Origin of the sequence: Enterobacter sp. MGH119 (assembly GCF_001037675.1) — a bacterium.
GTDB lineage: Bacteria > Pseudomonadota > Gammaproteobacteria > Enterobacterales > Enterobacteriaceae > Enterobacter > Enterobacter hormaechei_C.
Map to the genome: position 1 here is coordinate 702,083 of NZ_KQ089929.1, position 16,966 is coordinate 719,048.

General features: G+C 53.0%; 17 protein-coding genes. 13 read left to right on the top strand and 4 right to left on the bottom strand.

Annotation, left to right across the window (positions count from 1 at the left end; all coding sequences use genetic code 11):
• Positions 1 to 187: 187 nt before the first annotated feature.
• From SK53_RS03275 to SK53_RS03305, 8 genes are all read left to right on the top strand, one after another.
• Complete coding sequence (locus SK53_RS03275) at positions 188 to 2,701, top strand: DUF2345 domain-containing protein (RefSeq protein ID WP_048208505.1); 2,514 nt, start codon at positions 188 to 190, stop codon at positions 2,699 to 2,701.
• The gene (locus SK53_RS03280) at positions 2,698 to 4,812 is read left to right on the top strand and encodes a T6SS effector phospholipase Tle3 domain-containing protein (RefSeq protein ID WP_045329869.1); all 2,115 of its coding nucleotides are present in this window, start codon (positions 2,698 to 2,700) and stop codon (positions 4,810 to 4,812) included. Before SK53_RS03275 ends, SK53_RS03280 begins: the two co-directional genes overlap by 4 nt.
• 9 nt (positions 4,813 to 4,821) lie before the next feature.
• Positions 4,822 to 5,529 (top strand): T6SS immunity protein Tli3 family protein, encoded by a 708-nt coding sequence (locus SK53_RS03285; RefSeq protein ID WP_045329866.1) that lies wholly within the window; start codon positions 4,822 to 4,824, stop codon positions 5,527 to 5,529.
• Positions 5,530 to 5,532: 3 nt separating this feature from the next.
• Positions 5,533 to 6,240, top strand: coding sequence for a T6SS immunity protein Tli3 family protein (locus SK53_RS03290; protein WP_048208506.1), 708 nt, complete (start codon positions 5,533 to 5,535; stop codon positions 6,238 to 6,240).
• Between the two features lie 3 nt (positions 6,241 to 6,243).
• Positions 6,244 to 6,951, top strand: a complete 708-nt coding sequence (locus SK53_RS03295; protein WP_047653736.1) for a T6SS immunity protein Tli3 family protein — start codon at positions 6,244 to 6,246, stop codon at positions 6,949 to 6,951.
• Positions 6,952 to 6,954: 3 nt separating this feature from the next.
• Complete coding sequence (locus SK53_RS03300) at positions 6,955 to 7,662, top strand: T6SS immunity protein Tli3 family protein (RefSeq protein ID WP_032659013.1); 708 nt, start codon at positions 6,955 to 6,957, stop codon at positions 7,660 to 7,662.
• Between the two features lie 87 nt (positions 7,663 to 7,749).
• On the top strand, positions 7,750 to 7,932 hold the full coding sequence (locus SK53_RS22450) for a PAAR domain-containing protein (protein ID WP_369705944.1): 183 nt from the start codon (positions 7,750 to 7,752) through the stop codon (positions 7,930 to 7,932).
• A complete protein-coding gene (locus SK53_RS03305; protein WP_045329856.1) occupies positions 7,932 to 9,326 on the top strand; it encodes a hypothetical protein in 1,395 nt (464 codons plus the stop codon). Before SK53_RS22450 ends, SK53_RS03305 begins: the two co-directional genes overlap by 1 nt.
• Positions 9,327 to 9,387: 61 nt before the next feature.
• Here the strand turns inward: SK53_RS03305 and purT are convergent, their stop codons facing one another.
• Positions 9,388 to 10,566 carry a formate-dependent phosphoribosylglycinamide formyltransferase gene (gene purT / locus SK53_RS03310; protein ID WP_023324868.1) on the bottom strand — a complete coding sequence of 393 codons (1,179 nt, stop codon included), beginning with the start codon at positions 10,564 to 10,566 and terminating at the stop codon, positions 9,388 to 9,390.
• Positions 10,567 to 10,737: 171 nt separating this feature from the next.
• Here purT and SK53_RS03315 point away from each other — a divergent pair, with 171 nt between their 5' ends.
• Both SK53_RS03315 and ptrB read left to right on the top strand, forming a co-directional pair.
• The gene (locus SK53_RS03315) at positions 10,738 to 11,388 is read left to right on the top strand and encodes a tellurite resistance TerB family protein (RefSeq protein WP_032609515.1); all 651 of its coding nucleotides are present in this window, start codon (positions 10,738 to 10,740) and stop codon (positions 11,386 to 11,388) included.
• A 75-nt stretch (positions 11,389 to 11,463) separates the two neighbouring features.
• Positions 11,464 to 13,539 carry an oligopeptidase B gene (gene ptrB, locus SK53_RS03320; RefSeq protein ID WP_045343596.1) on the top strand — a complete coding sequence of 692 codons (2,076 nt, stop codon included), beginning with the start codon at positions 11,464 to 11,466 and terminating at the stop codon, positions 13,537 to 13,539.
• On the opposite strand, the gene exoX is transcribed toward ptrB, so the two are convergent.
• From exoX to SK53_RS03335, 3 genes are all read right to left on the bottom strand, one after another.
• Entirely contained in the window at positions 13,521 to 14,183 is a 663-nt protein-coding gene (gene exoX, locus SK53_RS03325) for an exodeoxyribonuclease X (RefSeq protein WP_015570288.1), read from the bottom strand. The two genes, ptrB and exoX, sit on opposite strands and share 19 nt — an antisense overlap.
• Before the next feature lie 24 nt (positions 14,184 to 14,207).
• Positions 14,208 to 14,858 carry a carbon-nitrogen hydrolase family protein gene (locus SK53_RS03330; protein ID WP_003859783.1) on the bottom strand — a complete coding sequence of 217 codons (651 nt, stop codon included), beginning with the start codon at positions 14,856 to 14,858 and terminating at the stop codon, positions 14,208 to 14,210.
• Between the two features lie 111 nt (positions 14,859 to 14,969).
• Positions 14,970 to 15,200: a DNA polymerase III subunit theta gene (locus tag SK53_RS03335; protein ID WP_003859784.1), complete on the bottom strand. Its 231-nt coding sequence runs from the start codon at positions 15,198 to 15,200 to the stop codon at positions 14,970 to 14,972.
• A gap of 137 nt (positions 15,201 to 15,337) precedes the next feature.
• Here SK53_RS03335 and yobA point away from each other — a divergent pair, with 137 nt between their 5' ends.
• The 3 genes from yobA to SK53_RS03350 are packed head-to-tail and all read left to right on the top strand — an operon-like array spanning position 15,338 to position 16,935.
• Entirely contained in the window at positions 15,338 to 15,709 is a 372-nt protein-coding gene (gene yobA / locus SK53_RS03340) for a CopC domain-containing protein YobA (protein ID WP_045329847.1), read from the top strand.
• A 1-nt stretch (position 15,710) separates the two neighbouring features.
• Positions 15,711 to 16,580 (top strand): copper homeostasis membrane protein CopD, encoded by an 870-nt coding sequence (copD, locus tag SK53_RS03345; RefSeq protein ID WP_048208508.1) that lies wholly within the window; start codon positions 15,711 to 15,713, stop codon positions 16,578 to 16,580.
• A gap of 16 nt (positions 16,581 to 16,596) precedes the next feature.
• A complete protein-coding gene (locus tag SK53_RS03350) occupies positions 16,597 to 16,935 on the top strand; it encodes a YebY family protein (RefSeq protein ID WP_045343594.1) in 339 nt (112 codons plus the stop codon).
• Positions 16,936 to 16,966: the final 31 nt, after the last annotated feature.

Below are 16,966 nucleotides of genomic sequence, written 5' to 3' on the forward strand. Positions count from 1 at the left end.
TTATATATTTGATGAATAAATCATTCTGAATTTATGTGTGATAAAATTGTCTGGTCCTTTTTTATTTATTCTGTGAATAGATTCACTTCCCGTGAATTAATTCAACCTGAAGTTGGGTATTTTAATGGGGGAGCGATGGGTGTATTGTTTTTAATGAACGGAATGTTTGTTAAAAGGATAGCTAATAATGTCAGGGGAATCTGAGGTAGCTCAAAGGCAGGACACGTTAAACAGATATTTATTGTATTTCCCGCGTAGCAAAAATGTTATTTCAGATGTTCATTCTTTTACAGGAAAAGAGATATTAAGCGAGCCTTATCGCTATACCATTCGCTTTACCAGTCCGGATCTAAACATTGCCATTAATGCTGTTCTTAATCAAAGGGCTGAGTTTATTCTGCGTGCACCCAATCTGGAAGCCTCATGGCATGGGCAAACCTCCTGGCTGCCGGTTCGCCAGATTAATGGCACGATCACCCAATTTTCGCGGCTGATGTCTTCAGGTGACGAAGCACTGTATGAATGCGTGCTGGAGCATGAGCTGGCGCTGCTGGATCAAAATTACCGTTCTGCGGTTTACATGAACATGACAGTCCCGGAGCTCGTTACAAAGCTGATGAAGGACAGTGGTCACTTTGACGGCTACAACATTGATTTTGACCAACTGAGCCACAGTTATCCACGACGGGAAATGATCGTTCAGTGGAAAGAAACCGATTTGCGGTTCATCCGTCGGCTGCTGGCAGAGATAGGAATCTGGTTCCGATTTGAGAATCACAACAAAGTGAAAACGGAAACCGTCGTTATTTTTGGGGATTCTGCGCGTCGTTACAACTTCAGCGACAAACAGATGCCTTATGTCCGACATTCAGGCATGACCAGTTATAGCGAATACATTACCGATCTGGAGGAGCAGCACGGCCTGATCCCCAAAAATGTGTTGGTTCGCACCTATAACTACCGTGACCCGCAATCGCCGCAGACGGATAAGACCGTTAAAACGAGCAATATTCCCGAAGGTGTAACGACAGGCCAACACTATCACTATGCCGATCACTATCTGACTGCGGGGGATTTTCACGGTGAAGAGGCGGAAACCGCCGCATTTTACGCTCGTCTGCGTTATGAACGCCTGTTGAACGGACAGAGTCTTCTGGGGGCGACAACCAGCGATCCCGAGCTTCAGCCAGGCATTATGTTTTATCCCTCAGGGCCTGTACCTGACGGGTTTAAGTCCGGGTTTGTGATAACTGCGATGACTATCCGCGGCAGCCGTGCTGAACACTATCGCGCCGTACTTTCTGGGATCCCCTATATCCAGGGCTATAGCTTCCGTCCTGAATACTTATCCCGGCCGGTGATAGCCGGAACGGTGCCCGCCAGAGTGAAGGCTATCGGGGGAGATAAAACCTATGCCGGACTTGATGCGGTTGGGCGCTACAGGGTTAAGTTCGATTTTGACCTTGATGAAAAACGGGTCGGATTCGAAAGCGCCCTGGTACGCCTCGGCAGGCCGTACGCCGGTGACACCTTTGGTATTCACTTTCCGCTACTGGAGGGGACTGAAGTTGCCGTTGGTTTCGAAGGCGGCGATCCGGACAGACCTTTTATCGCGCATGTCATGCACGACGGCAGCCACCCGGATTTAGTCACAAACCGTAACGATACCCGAAACGTGATCCGCACGGCCGCGTTGAACAAGATCCGTCTTGAAGATCGTCGCGGGCAGGAGCACATCAAAATCGCTACGGAGTACGGCAAAGGGCAAGTGAGTGTGGGTCACCTGGTTGATGCTGAAGGCAAAAAGCGCGGGGAAGGTGTGGAGGCTCGCACCGACGACTGGATGGCGCTGCGTGCTGCGAAAGGCGTGATGATCACCACGGAAGCCCAGCCCCGCGCGGGGGGTAAGCAACTGGATATGACAGCGGCTATTACACAACTTGAAAAGGCGTTATCGCTGGCGATGACCCTACAACAAAGTGCGCTTACGGCAGGTGCGAGTAATGTGGAAACCGATCGGCAAAATGCGCTCAGCCAGACGCTGAGTCATCTCGCGGAGCCCGGTATTTTGGCATATGGAAAAAGTGGAATTGCGCTGGTTACGCCGGACAGCCTACAACTTTCCGCCGGGAAAGACCTGATTGCCACAGCGGGCGGGAATGCCAGCGTGAATGTGGTGAAAAAATTCTCGCTGGCCGTAGGGGAAAAACTGTCGCTGTTTGCCCGCAAACTCGGCATCCAGATGATTGCCGGTGCGGGGGATATTACGACGCAGGCGCAGCGGGGCGAAATGCACATGCTGTCGCAGCAGGATTTCACGCTGACGAGCACCGCCGGGAAAATGAACGGCAGTGCCAGAAAGGGAATGCAGTTTGTCTGCGGGGGCGGCGGGATCCGTATCAGCCCGACCGGACTGGTCACCATTTTCTCGCCGACGGGCATTGAACTCAAAGCGCCGAGCCTGAAATACGACGGTCCGGAAAGTGTGTCGGTACCGACGCCATCCTTTGAGAAAGGCGCCTTTAAACTTCGCTACAAACTGCACGCCGGCGATGATCCGGAGCAAATTCTGGCAAACAAAAAATTCAGGCTGACCAGTGCATCCGGACAGGTGGTGGAAGGCGTGACGGACAGCTGCGGTCGTTCACCCCTGCTCGATGCTGACGACCTCGACAGCTATAAAATGGAGATAATGGAATGACGGAGGCGAAGACAAAACCCTACGCTCCACGGGTGGTATCAGAAGGCGATATTCCGGTACACAAAACCCTGGGCGAAGTCGCCCAGACGCGCAACGTCGGGATACCGCGTCCGATGCCCGGCATTGTGATCCTCGTCCATGGCGTGAACGACGTGGGTGAAGCCTACCAGAACCAGGAGAAAGGTATACTTGCCGGGCTGGGTAAGCGACTTAACCGGCAGGATTTTTACGCCCACGAATGGAAAGACTACAGAATTATCACTCCAGGGCGTTCCCCCATCATCCCGTTTTACTGGGGATATAAACCGGTTACGCATGCTGATTACCGGGCGGACCAGAAGCGCTACCGGGAGGAGGTCGGGAAGCTGAGTGACAAAGCGCATCTTCCCTATGATGCGTACCAGGAAGATAACGAGACGAATAAAAAGTCGCTGGGTAATGACGGAAAAGGGCCGTTTCAGTACCAGAACGATAACTTTAAGAACGCACTTGATAAGAGTTTTGCCAAGGGGGGCGGGACCTTTGCCAACGCGACGACGACGATCCCGGATATGCTGGGGCCCGGCGCCGGTGGCTTCGGCGTTGCCGCTGCGGGATTTGCCTCGCTGCACTTCAATGATGGCGATTTTACCCATCCCATTTATGAAAACCCGCACCGCATTTACCAGTTTTTTGCCGCTCAACGGCTGGCGGATTTGATTATTCAGATTCGTCAGCCGTTAGTAACTCAAAACGATGTTATCAATATCGTCGCTCACAGTCAGGGCACGATTATTACTATGCTGGCAAATATGCTGGTGAAACAGGCCGGATACGATCCGGTAAATTGTGTGATTCTTAATCACTCACCATATTCTCTTGAGTCGCGCGTGGCTGAAAATATTCAGCCGGGTTATCAACAGACCGACGACGCCAGACAGCAGACATTTAAAAATTTCTGTCGCCTGATGCATACGCAATGGAAAGGTGGCGGGAAAATGGCCGAGAGCGAATTACTTGCTCTGGAGGCCTCCTGTACCCTGCGTAAACCTTCCGATAATCCGCTGCGAACGGATGGCAGATATTGCCGAAGCAACGACGGTAAAGTGTATAACTACTTTTGCCCGAACGATGGCGTCGTGTCGCTGGAGAATGTGCAGGGGTTTGGCTGGCGAGGCATTCCTCAGAATATTGCCAGTGATATACCTAATCTGTTTCAGCGCGTGTTTTACCAGCATGGTGAAGTAGGAAACATCCCTGACGCTAACCCCTTTGAGCTACCACCGCGAAATGAGGGGGATGCAAAATATGCCTTTCTCACGAACGCCAGTTACAGCGCTCGCGATGTGGTGATAAACGGTGAGGAGTTACCGGAACCTTTTATTTTCAAACTTCAGGGGGAGGATAATCACCCGGATAACGATCCTAAAACCAGTGATAAACCGTATACCTATTATGTCGATCCGGACAGCCCGGACGCCTACATTTCCTATTCCGCCAAAGCCAGCGCCATTAAGCGCACGGTAACGACAACCTTTGCAGTGAACCGCTATCAAAATATTGGCTGGCAGCCGGGTCACGTTTTATCTGCTTCAGAGCTTAAAGAAGAGAGTTTTGAACGCAAGCATGAGGTTATTTATGGTGAGGTGTCAGGTTCGCGTGATTTTCAGTTAGTTACCCTTACCTGGAAGAAAACACCGGAAGAACTGCAAGCGGAATGGCAGAAAATCGACCCGGTGGGCTACAGCCAGCACTCCTCTATTGTGATGAGCGAATTTGCGCCATCGCACGCTATGGCGTTTGATTTGGCTATTGGGCAGTGCAAATCATTCGATTATCAGGCGGGGAAATTTTGGGAAGGGTTGTTACATCGTGCAGACTGGCGCGATCCTCAGAATGAAAATCCCTATGCAAGGGCATATTACCGGACGGGTAAGCTAGATGAACCTACAACCAAATTTTTCATGAATAAGCCATATGACGTGCTGCCGAAAGGTGAGTATGGGGTGGTAAATAAGTTCAATAATGCAACGACTGTCAAGCCGTCCAGTGATCTTGTCGCAGGGAATCAGGACGTCGCAAATCTGCAATGGGACATGCCAAAGCCCATAAGTGACAGTCAACTGGCTTAAGGATAGAGCATGAAAATATCATTTATGGGTCTGATGGCCACTGCTGTTTTACTGGCGATCGGATGCCAGGCGAAAGAACCGCCAACGCAGGTGGTGTACCGGTTCGATGATCATCGTTATCTCGAACTGAAAGGCTGGGGCTGCGAAGGCGAACTCTGGTACACGGATACTGAGCTGGGTATACATACCCAACCTGTTAGCCAATTTTACAAGATCTTCACCAAAAAATTCATACATCCATCGGAGCGTTATATAGCTATCCCTACCTGGGGCTCTCCAGGAACAATAATTTCAAAAGATTATGGTAAAACCTGGTCCCCTCAGTTTTATTCAGCGGGTTCTAACGAACCAAATGGAGATTCTTCACCGCCCTACGATGACATTATTTCCTTTACTGTTGTTAAGGACCAGGGATTTATGCTGACCAAACACCGGCTGTATATGTCGTCAAAACCGTTTGAAGACCCGCGCATTCTGCCCGGCGGGCCGGGGATTGCCTATACCGTGGATGACGGAATGGGAAATAAAGTAAGCGGGAAGCTGGACCCCCGTTCCCCTGGCTGGGCGTGGGGAATGGTCTACATGACTAAGCAGGGACTCGAGGGCAGCACGCAGCAACTTAAGGCTAACTGGCAAGATTTGCCCGACAGCGTACCCGAGGTGAAGGGCTATACCGGCTGGGATCATATGCGCTGTGATATGGATGCGGGGCGATAACTGATGAAAGGATTATGTACCGTTCTCGCAGCTACGTCCGTTGTGCTGGCGACCGGATGCCAGGCGAAAGAACCACCAACGCAGGTGGTGTACCGATTTGATGATCATCGTTATCTCGAACTGAAAGGCTGGGATTGTGAAGGCGAACTCTGGTACACGGATACTAAGCGAGGCATTCACACCGAACCCGTAAGTCAGTTTTATCGACTCTTTACCCGTAAATTTATTCATCCATCAGAGCGATATATTGCACTGACGGGATGGGGCGCGAGTGGATTCATAGTATCTAAGGACTATGGGAAAACGTGGCACTCCGTAGCGTTTTCACCAAATCATAATGAACCCAATGGCGATGACTACGCGCCTTATGAGGATATTCTTTCTTTCACCGTCGTCAACGATCAGGGTTTTTTACTGACCAAACATCGGCTGTATATGTCGTCGAACCCATTTGAAGACCCGCGCATTCTGCCCGGTGGGCCGGGGATTGCCTATACCGTGGATGACGGAATGGGAAATAAAGTCAGCGGGAAGCTGGAACCCCGTTCCCCTGGCTGGGCGTGGGGAATGGTCTACATGACTAAGCAGGGGCTCGAGGGCAGCACGCAGCAACTTAAGGCAAACTGGCAGGATTTACCCGACAGCGTACCCGACGTGAAAGGCTACACCGGCTGGGATCATATGCGCTGTGATATGGATGCGGGGCGATAACTGATGAAAGGATTATGTACCGTTCTCGCAGCTACGTCCGTTGTGCTGGCAACCGGGTGCCAGGCGAAAGAACCACCGACACAGGTTGTTTACCGGTTCGATGATCATCGTTATCTCGAACTGAAAGGGTGGGATTGCGAAGGTGAACTCTGGTATACGGATACTCGGCGGGGTATTCATACCCAACCTGTTAGCCAATTTTACAGGATCTTCACCAAAAAATTTGTTCATCCTTCTGAACGATATATTGCCATACCCACCTGGGATGACCCAGGAACAATAATTTCAAAAGATTATGGTAAAACATGGTCTCCCCAGTTTTTTTCGGTAGGGCCTAACGAGCCCGATGGTACTAACCAACCATCCTATGAGGATATTATTTCTTTCACCGTCGTCAACGATCAGGGTTTTTTACAGACCAAACACCGGCTGTATATGTCGTCAAAACCGTTTGAAGACCCGCGCATTCTGCCCGGCGGGCCGGGGATTGCCTATACCGTGGATGACGGAATGGGAAATAAAGTAAGCGATACGCTGGACCCCCGTTTCCCTGGCTGGGCCTGGGGAATGGTCTATATGACTAAGCAGGGGCTTAAGCACAGCACGCAGCAATTTAAAGCTAACTGGCAAGATTTACCCGACAGCGTACCCGAAGTGAAGGGGTACACCGGCTGGGATCATATGCGCTGTGATATGGATGCGGGGCGATAACTGATGAAAGGATTATGTACCGTTCTCGCAGCGACGTCCGTTGTGCTGGCGACCGGATGCCAGGCTAAAGAACCGCCCACACAGGTTGTTTACCGGTTCGATGATCACCGTTTTCTCGAATTGAAAGGCTGGGGCTGCGAAGGTGAACTCTGGTATACGGATACTTTTCGGGGTATTCATACCAGGCCCGTCAGTCAATTTTATCGGATTTTCACCAAAAAATTTGTTCATCCTTCTGAACGATATATTGCCATACCCACCTGGGATGACCCAGGAACAATGATTTCTAAAGATTATGGTAAAACATGGTCTCCCCAGTTTTTTTCGGTAGGGCCTAATGAGCCCGATGGTACTAACCAACCATCCTATGAGGATATTATTTCTTTCACCGTCGTCAACGACCAAGGTTTTTTACAGACCAAACACCGGCTGTATATGTCATCAAAGCCATTTGAAGACCCGCGCATTCTGCCCGGCGGGCCGGGGATTGCCTATACCGTGGATGACGGAATGGGAAATAAAGTCAGCGGGAAGCTGGACCCCCGTTCCCCTGGCTGGGCGTGGGGAATGGTCTACATGACTAAGCAGGGGCTCGAGGGCAGCACGCAGCAACTTAAGGCTAACTGGCAAGATTTACCCGACAGCGTACCCGACGTGAAAGGCTATACCGGCTGGGAGCACATGCAATGCAACATGGATGCGGGAAAATAGGGAGATAAAGCGATGAAAGGCGTCATTAGGTTAAACGATCCGCTGATAAGCGGAGGAAAAGTCACTAAGGCCTCTGGGGCAGACTTTATGGGGCAGCCCGTGGCCTTAAAAGATGATCTTGCGCAGTGTCCGCTCCATAAAGGGACGTTCGCAATCACTGAATGTCACCCAACCTGGACCATGCATGGCCGTGGGGTTGTGGTAGATGGCTGTCGCGCGGCGTGTGGATGTGAAATCAAAAGTACCTTACCTGTGGCGGGAGCTTCGTAATGCGCGCGTGGTGGTTATACAAACAACAGCCAGACCCGGATTCCACTGTGCCAGTCGTCATGATTGTTTTCCTCTATGTGATAGCCGTCGCAATGGGCCTCGCGATCCGGGCTCTCACCTGGCCTGAACAGGAACACGTTACGGCTCTCTTTTTTGTGCCTTCAGTTATTCTGCCCATCTGTGTTGTATCGTTGCTAGTTTTTACAAGTTTCATATTTCATGACGCCAACATTCATTATGCTGAAACCCGAAAATTCATAGCAAAAGAGCAGGAGATTAATTTAAAGGCGTATGCGCGAAAAAATATCGCTATCGCAGCATGGTCTGCAATCACCCCCCTGGAGGAACCCGCGCTGAATATGTTGAAACTGGAAGGCGAATTTCCGCTGGCACCGAAAACGCCGGTTAATATTCAGCTGGAAGATCGCTTCGACCAGACCAGGAATGAACAGATGTTTTACCGCTTACTGGACCCGATGGCAGAAAAATTGAAGGACTATAACTACCGTATTTTTGAAACCGTTGTCTGGGTTCACGGAGGGAGAGGATCCTGCATTGATGAACTGAGGCGCACTCTGGAGCGGTTGGGTATTGAAACGGCAAGCACGTGTAAAATTGAGTACAGCACAGAATGTCCTGACTACGCGATCGTTAGCCAATGGATGAACTTATCTGATTACAGAGTTGAAAACCGGTTGATTGTTATCGTTGATTTACATGAAGAAAGCGGCGAATCAAAGAGCATGGAAAATGCATGTGCATTCCTGCTGACCAGTCATTATGTCCGGGAGGAGGGCGAAAAACCGGTATATTTATATCAGCCTATGTCTGACGTGACCGATGTAGAGGACAAAATGGCGGTCTTCCTTGAGACGGGTTCGGTACTTACGCCGAAAAATCTCTGGTATACCGGGCTGTCCCGTATTGAAAAATATCCATTAATGCAGGCACTGGATAAAAAAGCGCTCACGGTGGAACGGCTGGATATCGATGCCTCTCTGGGCGCAAAGAGTGCCGGGTATCGGTGGCTGGCTCTGGCATTTGCGGCGGATGCGGTCAAATATGCCCAGGGGGAGCAACTGGCAGCTTATTCAGACAAAAACAAATTTTGTATTACTTCGCTTTCCTCCATGAAGACAGCTATCCCAAAAAAACTTACCTGGTGTAACTGGAGTAATCCCCTTTATCCTGCGGGGATGGCGGCTTTATTCTGCGTGTTATCCCTCATTGCCTATCGTATCAGTTTCCTGGCGCAAAACGATCCGCCAGCAATCTGGGAACTGATTGCGAGCATCATCATTCCCTTCGTTATTTTTATTGGCCTCGGTATTTTTGTTTTCATCTCGAAAACGAATGAAGCCTACGAGGATATGGAATACGAATGGAAGCGATAGAAACGGAACAATGTTAATTATGTAATGTGGCTGGTCGCTTAGTTGACCAGCCTTTAGTTATTTACCCTGTCACTTTTACCGCAGTGGCCGCTATTTTCGCTCTCGCGACGGCTTCGTCCACGTTTTCCCCGGTTGCTAATGCCACGCCCAGACGACGGCTTCCGTCGATCTCCGGTTTGCCGAACAGTCTGACCTGTAAGCCTGCACCAACCGCACCTTCGACGTTATCAAAGGTGACATTCTGGCTGGTCAGCTGCGGCAGGATCACCGCGGAGGCTGCCGGGCCGTATTGACGGATGCCGCCAACCGGCAGGCCGAGGAAAGCGCGCACGTGCAGCGCGAACTCGGAGAGATCCTGTGAAATCAGCGTAACCATCCCGGTATCGTGCGGGCGAGGGGAGACTTCGCTGAAGATCACCTCGTCGCCGCAAACAAACAATTCCACGCCGAACAGGCCGTAGCCGCCCAGCGCCAGCACCGTCTTGCGGGCGATCTCCTGCGCGCGTGCCAGCGCCAGCGCGCTCATCTGCTGCGGCTGCCAGGATTCTCGATAATCGCCGTCTTCCTGACGATGACCAATCGGGTCGCAGAAATAAACGCCGTCCACGGCACTGACGGTAAGCAGGGTAATTTCGAAATCAAACTTCACCACGCCTTCCACGATGACGCGCCCGGCACCGGCACGACCACCCTGCTGGGCATAGTCCCAGGCCTGGTCCAGCGTGCTGCTGTCGCGGATAAAGCTCTGCCCTTTGCCGGAGGAGCTCATTACCGGCTTAATGATGCACGGGTAGCCAATCTCTTCGACGGCCTGGAGAAACGCAGCTTTATCCCCGGCAAAACGGTAGCTGGAGGTCGGGAGCTGTAATTCTTCTGCCGCCAGGCGACGAATGCCTTCCCGGTTCATGGTCAGTTTTGCCGCAGTGGCGCAAGGCACTACGCGCTGGCCTTCCTGCTCAAGGGCAACCAGCATCTCAGTGGCAATGGCCTCAATTTCAGGCACCACGAAATCCGGTTTTTCCTCGGCAATTAACGCCCGCAGGGCATTGCCGTCAAGCATATCGATGACGTGCGAGCGATGCGCAACGTGCATGGCAGGGGCGTTCGCGTAACGGTCCACCGCAATCACCTCCACGCCCAAACGCTGGCATTCAATGGCCACTTCTTTACCCAGTTCACCCGATCCCAACAGCATGACGCGCGTCGCGGCAGGGCGCAGCGCGGTTCCTAAAAGAGTCATAAAAATCCCCCTGAAAAAGATGCGGGTAGTATAAACGAAAACGTTTGCGTCTGTCTTGTATGGGGATAACCGGACAGGGGGGAAATTTGCGCTTCTTTAGCACTGACAGACATTTCCTGACACCCGCTCGCTTAGGCTGTGAAGGTTACGCACTGTTACGTGAGGAAAAATATGTCAGGCTGGATGAATCAACTGCAATCCCTGTTGGGACAAAAAGGCTCGTCGTCGGGCGAGCAGGGTCTAAGCAAGCTGCTGGTGCCGGGTGCGCTTGGCGGGCTGGCCGGTTTGCTGGTTGCCAATAAATCATCGCGGAAACTGCTTACCAAATACGGTACCGGCGCGCTGCTGGCGGGCGGAGGGGCTATTGCAGGCTCCGTCTTATGGAACAAATACAAAGACAAGGTGCGCAGCGCGCATCAGGATGAACCGCAGTACGGGAAGCAGGTATCACCGTTAGATTTACGCACCGAGCGCCTGATCCTCGCCCTGGTCTTTGCAGCCAAGAGCGACGGGCATATTGATGCCAGTGAACGTGCCGCAATTGAACAGCAGATGCGGGAAGCGGGCGTTGAGGAGCAGGGCAGGGCGCTGGTGGCGCAGGCCATTGAACAGCCGCTCGATCCGCAGCGTCTGGCGCAAGGCGTGAAAAACGAAGAAGAGGCGCTGGAACTCTATTTTCTGAGCTGTGCCGCCATCGATATCGATCACTTTATGGAGCGCAGCTACCTGAACGCCCTGGGCGATGCGCTGAAGATCCCCCAGGACGTTCGCGAGGGAATTGAGCAGGATATTCAGCAGCAGAAGCAGACTCTCGCGGGCTAGAAGGCCATGTTTCGCTTGCATCATACGCGTGTTTTGCCAACCTTATAGGATGTAAAACGAAAAAGTAAGAATGCCATGCCTCCAAAAGCCCGACGTACTCCTTATGCGATCACCACGCATGGCGATACGCGTATCGATAACTACTACTGGCTGCGGGACGATTCTCGTTCCCGGCCAGAGGTGCTCGACTATCTGCACGAGGAAAACGACTATGGCCGCCAGGTCATGGCCAGCCAGCAGGCGCTTCAGGATCAGCTCCTGAACGAAATGGTGCAGCGTATCCCCCAGCGTGATGTCTCTGCCCCGTGGTGCAAAAACGGTTATCGCTATCGCCATATTTATGAGCCGGGAAACGAATATCCCATCTACCAGCGCCAGTCTGTGCTGAGCGCCGAGTGGGACGAATGGGAGATCCTGCTGGATGCCAACAAACGTGCTGCCCACAGTGAGTTTTATACGCTGGGCGGCATGTCCATTTCCCCCGATAACGCCATTATGGCGCTGGCTGAGGATTACCTCTCCCGCCGCCAGTACGGTTTGCGTTTCCGCAATCTTGAAACGGGAAACTGGTATCCCGAAATGCTGGATAATGTCTCCCCCGATTTCGTCTGGGGTAACGATTCAGAAACGGTCTACTACGTTAAAAAGCATGCCTCAACGCTGCTGCCTTATCAGGTCTGGCGTCATACGGTGGGGACCGATTCCGCCGACGATGAATTAGTCTACGAGGAAAAAGACGAGACGTTCTATGTCAGCCTGCATAAAACGTCATCTCGCCACTACGTGATCATTTTCCTCTCCAGCGCCACCACCTCAGAAGTGCTGCTGCTGGATGCAGAGCTGCCGGATGCGCAGCCGCTGTGCTTCCTGCCGCGCCGTAAAGATCATGAGTACAGCCTGGATCACTTCCAGCACAGCTTTTACCTGCGTTCGAACCGCGAGGGCAAAAACTTTGGCCTTTATAAAACCAAAGTGCGCGATGAACGCAAATGGGAAGTGTTAATTCCCGCGCGCGATCAGGTGATGCTGGAGGGGTTCACCCTGTTTACCGACTGGCTGGTGGTGGAAGAGCGTCAGCGCGGACTGACCAGTATCCGCCAAATCAACCGCAAAACCCGCGAAGTGGTGGGCATTGCGTTCGATGACCCGGCTTACGTAACGTGGATCGGCTTTAACCCGGAACCGGAATCGTCCCGCCTGCGGTACGGCTATTCGTCGATGACCACCCCGGATACGTTGTTTGAACTGGATATGGACACCGGGCAGCGTCAGGTGATTAAACAGGCTGAGGTCCGGGGTTTTGAGTCGGAAAATTATCGCAGTGAGCACCTGTGGGTGACCGCACGCGACGGCGTTGAAGTCCCTGTATCGCTCGTCTATCACAAGGCGCACTTCAACAAAGGTAAAAACCCCATCCTCGTCTATGGCTATGGCTCCTATGGATCAAGCATGGACGCCGATTTCAGCAGCAGCAGGCTGAGCCTGCTCGACCGCGGTTTTGTTTATGCGATTGCCCATATTCGCGGGGGCGGCGAACTGGGTCAACACTGGTATGAAGACGGAAAATTTCTCAAAAAGAAAAATACCTTTAACGACTACCTTGATGTCTGCGATGCGCTGATCGCGCAGGGTTATGGCGATCCGCAGCTCTGCTTTGGCATGGGGGGCAGCGCCGGGGGCATGCTAATGGGTGCCGTGATCAACCAGCGGCCTGAACTGTTTAAAGGCGTTATCGCCCAGGTGCCGTTTGTGGACGTGGTGACGACCATGCTGGATGAGTCCATTCCACTGACCACCGGGGAGTTTGAGGAGTGGGGGAATCCGCAGGATGAAACCTATTATCGCTACATGAAAGAGTACAGCCCGTACGATAACGTCGAGGCGAAAGCCTATCCGCATATGCTGGTGACCACCGGCCTGCACGATTCCCAGGTGCAGTACTGGGAGCCCGCGAAATGGGTGGCGAAGCTGCGTGAGCTGAAAACTGACGATAATCTGCTGCTGCTGTGTACCGATATGGACTCAGGGCACGGAGGGAAATCAGGGCGATTTAAATCCTATGAAGGGGTGGCGCTGGAGTACGCCTTTTTGATTGGCCTGGCGCAGGATACGCTGCCAGGCCGGGCGGGGACTCAGGCTTCGCCTAAATAATGCTTCAGCGTCAGGCGCAGTTCCGGGCTCATTCTGTCGAGGTTGTTGTACAGCCAGCGCAGATAGCCCGGATCTTTGTCCGCCACTTCCGATACTGGCTTCCCGCGATATTTACCGAACGTAAAGGTAGTCAGTAGCGCGGGGCGCCCGGTAATGGTCGCCATATCGTCTGGCGTCCAGCCGGAAGTATTCATGATATCAATCAGGAGCGCTGCGGTGATGTAGCAGTCATAGAGGGCACGGTGATGATGCAGCCCTTCCGGCGTCCGCACGCTGAGTTTGCGCGACTTATACAGCGCCATATTGCTGTATTTGATCCCTGGCCACAGACGGCGCGCCAGCTTCATGGTGCAAATCCATTCGCCGGGCATCTCCGGCAGCACGCGGCGGTCAAAGCTGGCGTTATGGGCGACATACCACTGGCTACCGTGGTAAAGAGGGATGATCTCTTCAATCCACGGCTTATCCGCCACCATCGATTCCGTAATGCGATGTATAGCCATCGCCTGCGCACTGATGGGACGATCCGGGCGCACCAGATGGCTCATTGGGTTGACTATCTTTCCGTCAATCACGTCGACAGAAGCGACTTCCACAATTCCACCCTGTAAATCACAGGTTTCGGTATCGATAACGCGCAGCATTGATCGCTCCTGATCCTAAAATGCCTAGCCTAATGGAATGATATCGCCTTGCCAACCCTGTTGGCCTAAAGAACCGGTTAGCAGCAGTTCTCCCTTATCGGCACGTACAATCAGCTGACCTTTTTCATCCCATAACGCGCTACCGCCGCGCGCGTTCGCCATTAATACCGCGATGGCGTACTTGTGCGCGAAGCGTTGTAACGAACCGATCGATTGTCGCCAGCGGTGCTCGCCCACGGCCAGGCTGCTGGTGAACAGCGTTGCCTCCGGGTCCAGTTCCGGGGCGTCAGCCTGGTTATCCACGATGGTTAACCTTTTATCGCCAGGAATAACACCCGCACCGTTGCCCTGCGGATAACGCCGGATGGTCGACAGGTTAGGGGTGAAAAGCGCGAGTCCTTTCTGGCGCTGGCCGTGTTGCTGGAGCGTAATACCAGCAATCACCGTGATGAAACGTGACTGGGCGGCGTGAAGGAGGGGGGCAAGCTGCAAATCGTCAGGAGGTGGGGGTAAGGATGTTCCGCCTGGGCCGGTAAGCGAAAGCTCCGGAAAGACGATCAAATCGCACCCATGCCAGGCAGCTTCGGCAATAAAGTGCAGGTGATGTTTTACGTGCTCATCAACACAGTTGTGCCGCGGAGCATACTGAGCCGCGGCAATATTCCATCGTGACATCGTGACTTCCTTATACACTAAGTCGCTGGGATTTTAAGATTACACCTAAATTTATCAGGGTTTTCTTATCCTGCCACATAACGCGTAAGGAAGTGTAACGAGACGTTAAGCTTATTTAACTTTAGGTTCGTACGGCAGGCGCGAGAGATTGACGGAGGCGAGGCGATGCGCAATGAGACGTTCGCGAAACCAGTCGCGCAGATGTGCGGGTTGTTCACGCTCTACCACTTCAGCTACGACGGGCATGTTGTAACGCTCTTTGAATGCGACACCCGCGGCGGCGAGATCGACATTCACTTTGTCCATCTCGTCCTGAGGAAGGGCGGCCAGGTTAACGTTCATTTCCTTCTCCTTTTTCTGCGGCGGCAACGTTACCGCGATTGTTCAACGATGACAAGGGAGCAAAGGATGTTCCTCGACTCGTTAATTATACAGAGTTATTCTTTAGCATTCAGGCATAACGAAAAGGAATGATTGTGATGCACTTTACCCCTTCCCGCGTCGCGTGCGCGCTGGCATTTCTGCTCTCTTCAGCAACCGCGACCTCAGCTCTGGCCCATGCGCATCTTAAGCAGCAATCCCCGCAGGAAAATACCGTTGCGGTGGCACCAGAGGTCATTACCCTGAACTTCTCGGAAGGCATTGAGCCTGCCTTCAGCGGCGTGGTGGTGACGGACGCGCAGCAGCACAAGATCCAGACCGGCGCGGTGAAGCGTGACGAGAAGGATAACGCAAAGCTGATTGTTCCTCTTGAGAAACCGTTGCCGACCGGCACCTACACGGTGGACTGGCACGTGGTCTCCGTGGACGGCCACAAAACCAAGGGCAGCTATCACTTTAGCGTGAAATAGTATGCTGGCCCTGAGCTACGTCGCGTTACGCTTTATCCATTTTGCTGCGCTGATGCTGCTTTTCGGCAACGCGCTTTACAGCGTCTGGTTTGCACCGTCTTCGTTGCAGCGCCTCATGACCCGGCGTTTCCAGCGGCAGCAGAAACTCGCGGCCTTAATCAGCCTGATGGCGGCTCTGCTGATGTTTGGCCTGCAAAGTGGGTTGATGGGCAACGGCTGGGGCGATGTCATTCGTCCGGCGGTCTGGCGCAGCGTGCTGGGAACGCAATTTGGCGGCGTCTGGTTGTGGCAAATGGTGCTGGCCGCTGTGACGGCGGGCGCTGCATGGCTTACCCCGCAAAAAGGCTCACGGCTGTTACTGCTCGTGATGGGGCAGCTGGTGCTGTTGGCGGGCGTGGGACATGCCGCGATGAACGGTGGCGCGCCGGGAGCATTGCATCGTCTCAACCATGCGCTTCACCTGCTCTGCGCCGCGACCTGGGTGGGTGGTTTACTGCCGCTGCTGTTTTGTATGCGTCTGGCGAAAGGCCGCTGGCAGCCAGCCGCTATCTTTACCATGATGCGCTTCTCCCGCGTGGGGCATTACGCCGTGGCAGGCGTGCTGCTGACCGGGGTAATCAATACGCTCTTTATTGTTGGCATAAACGTGCCGTGGCAGGCGCCTTATGTCCAGCTGTTGGTGTTCAAATGTGCGCTGGTCATGATGATGGTGGCAATTGCGCTGGCGAATCGGTATTTTCTTGTGCCACGCTTTCGCCCGGAGGCCGGGCGGGAACAACAGATTTTTATCAGGATGACACAGGCAGAGGTGGTGCTGGGCGCGCTGGTACTGGCGGCCGTCAGCCTGTTCGCGACCTGGGAACCCTTCTGACAAGGTTAAATAACATATGAAAAAGACACTGCTTTCTCTTTTACTTCTCACCTGTGCCAGCAGTGCGCTGGCCGCGCCGCAGGTCATCACCGTCAGCCGGTTTGAAGTGGGCAAGGACAACTGGGCATTTAATCGTGAAGAGGTCATGCTCACCTGCCGTCCCGGTAACGCGCTGTATGTCATCAATCCCAGTACGCTCGTGCAGTATCCGTTAAATGACGTAGCGGAGCAGCAGGTGGCCAGCGGGAAAAGTAACGGACAGCCTGTCAGCGTGATCCAGGTGGATGACCCGGCAACCCCCGGGCAGAAGAAAAGTCTGGCACCGTTTATTGAGCGCGCTGAAAAGCTCTGCTAGCCGTCAGGTTTCCAGTAAAAAAAAACCGCAG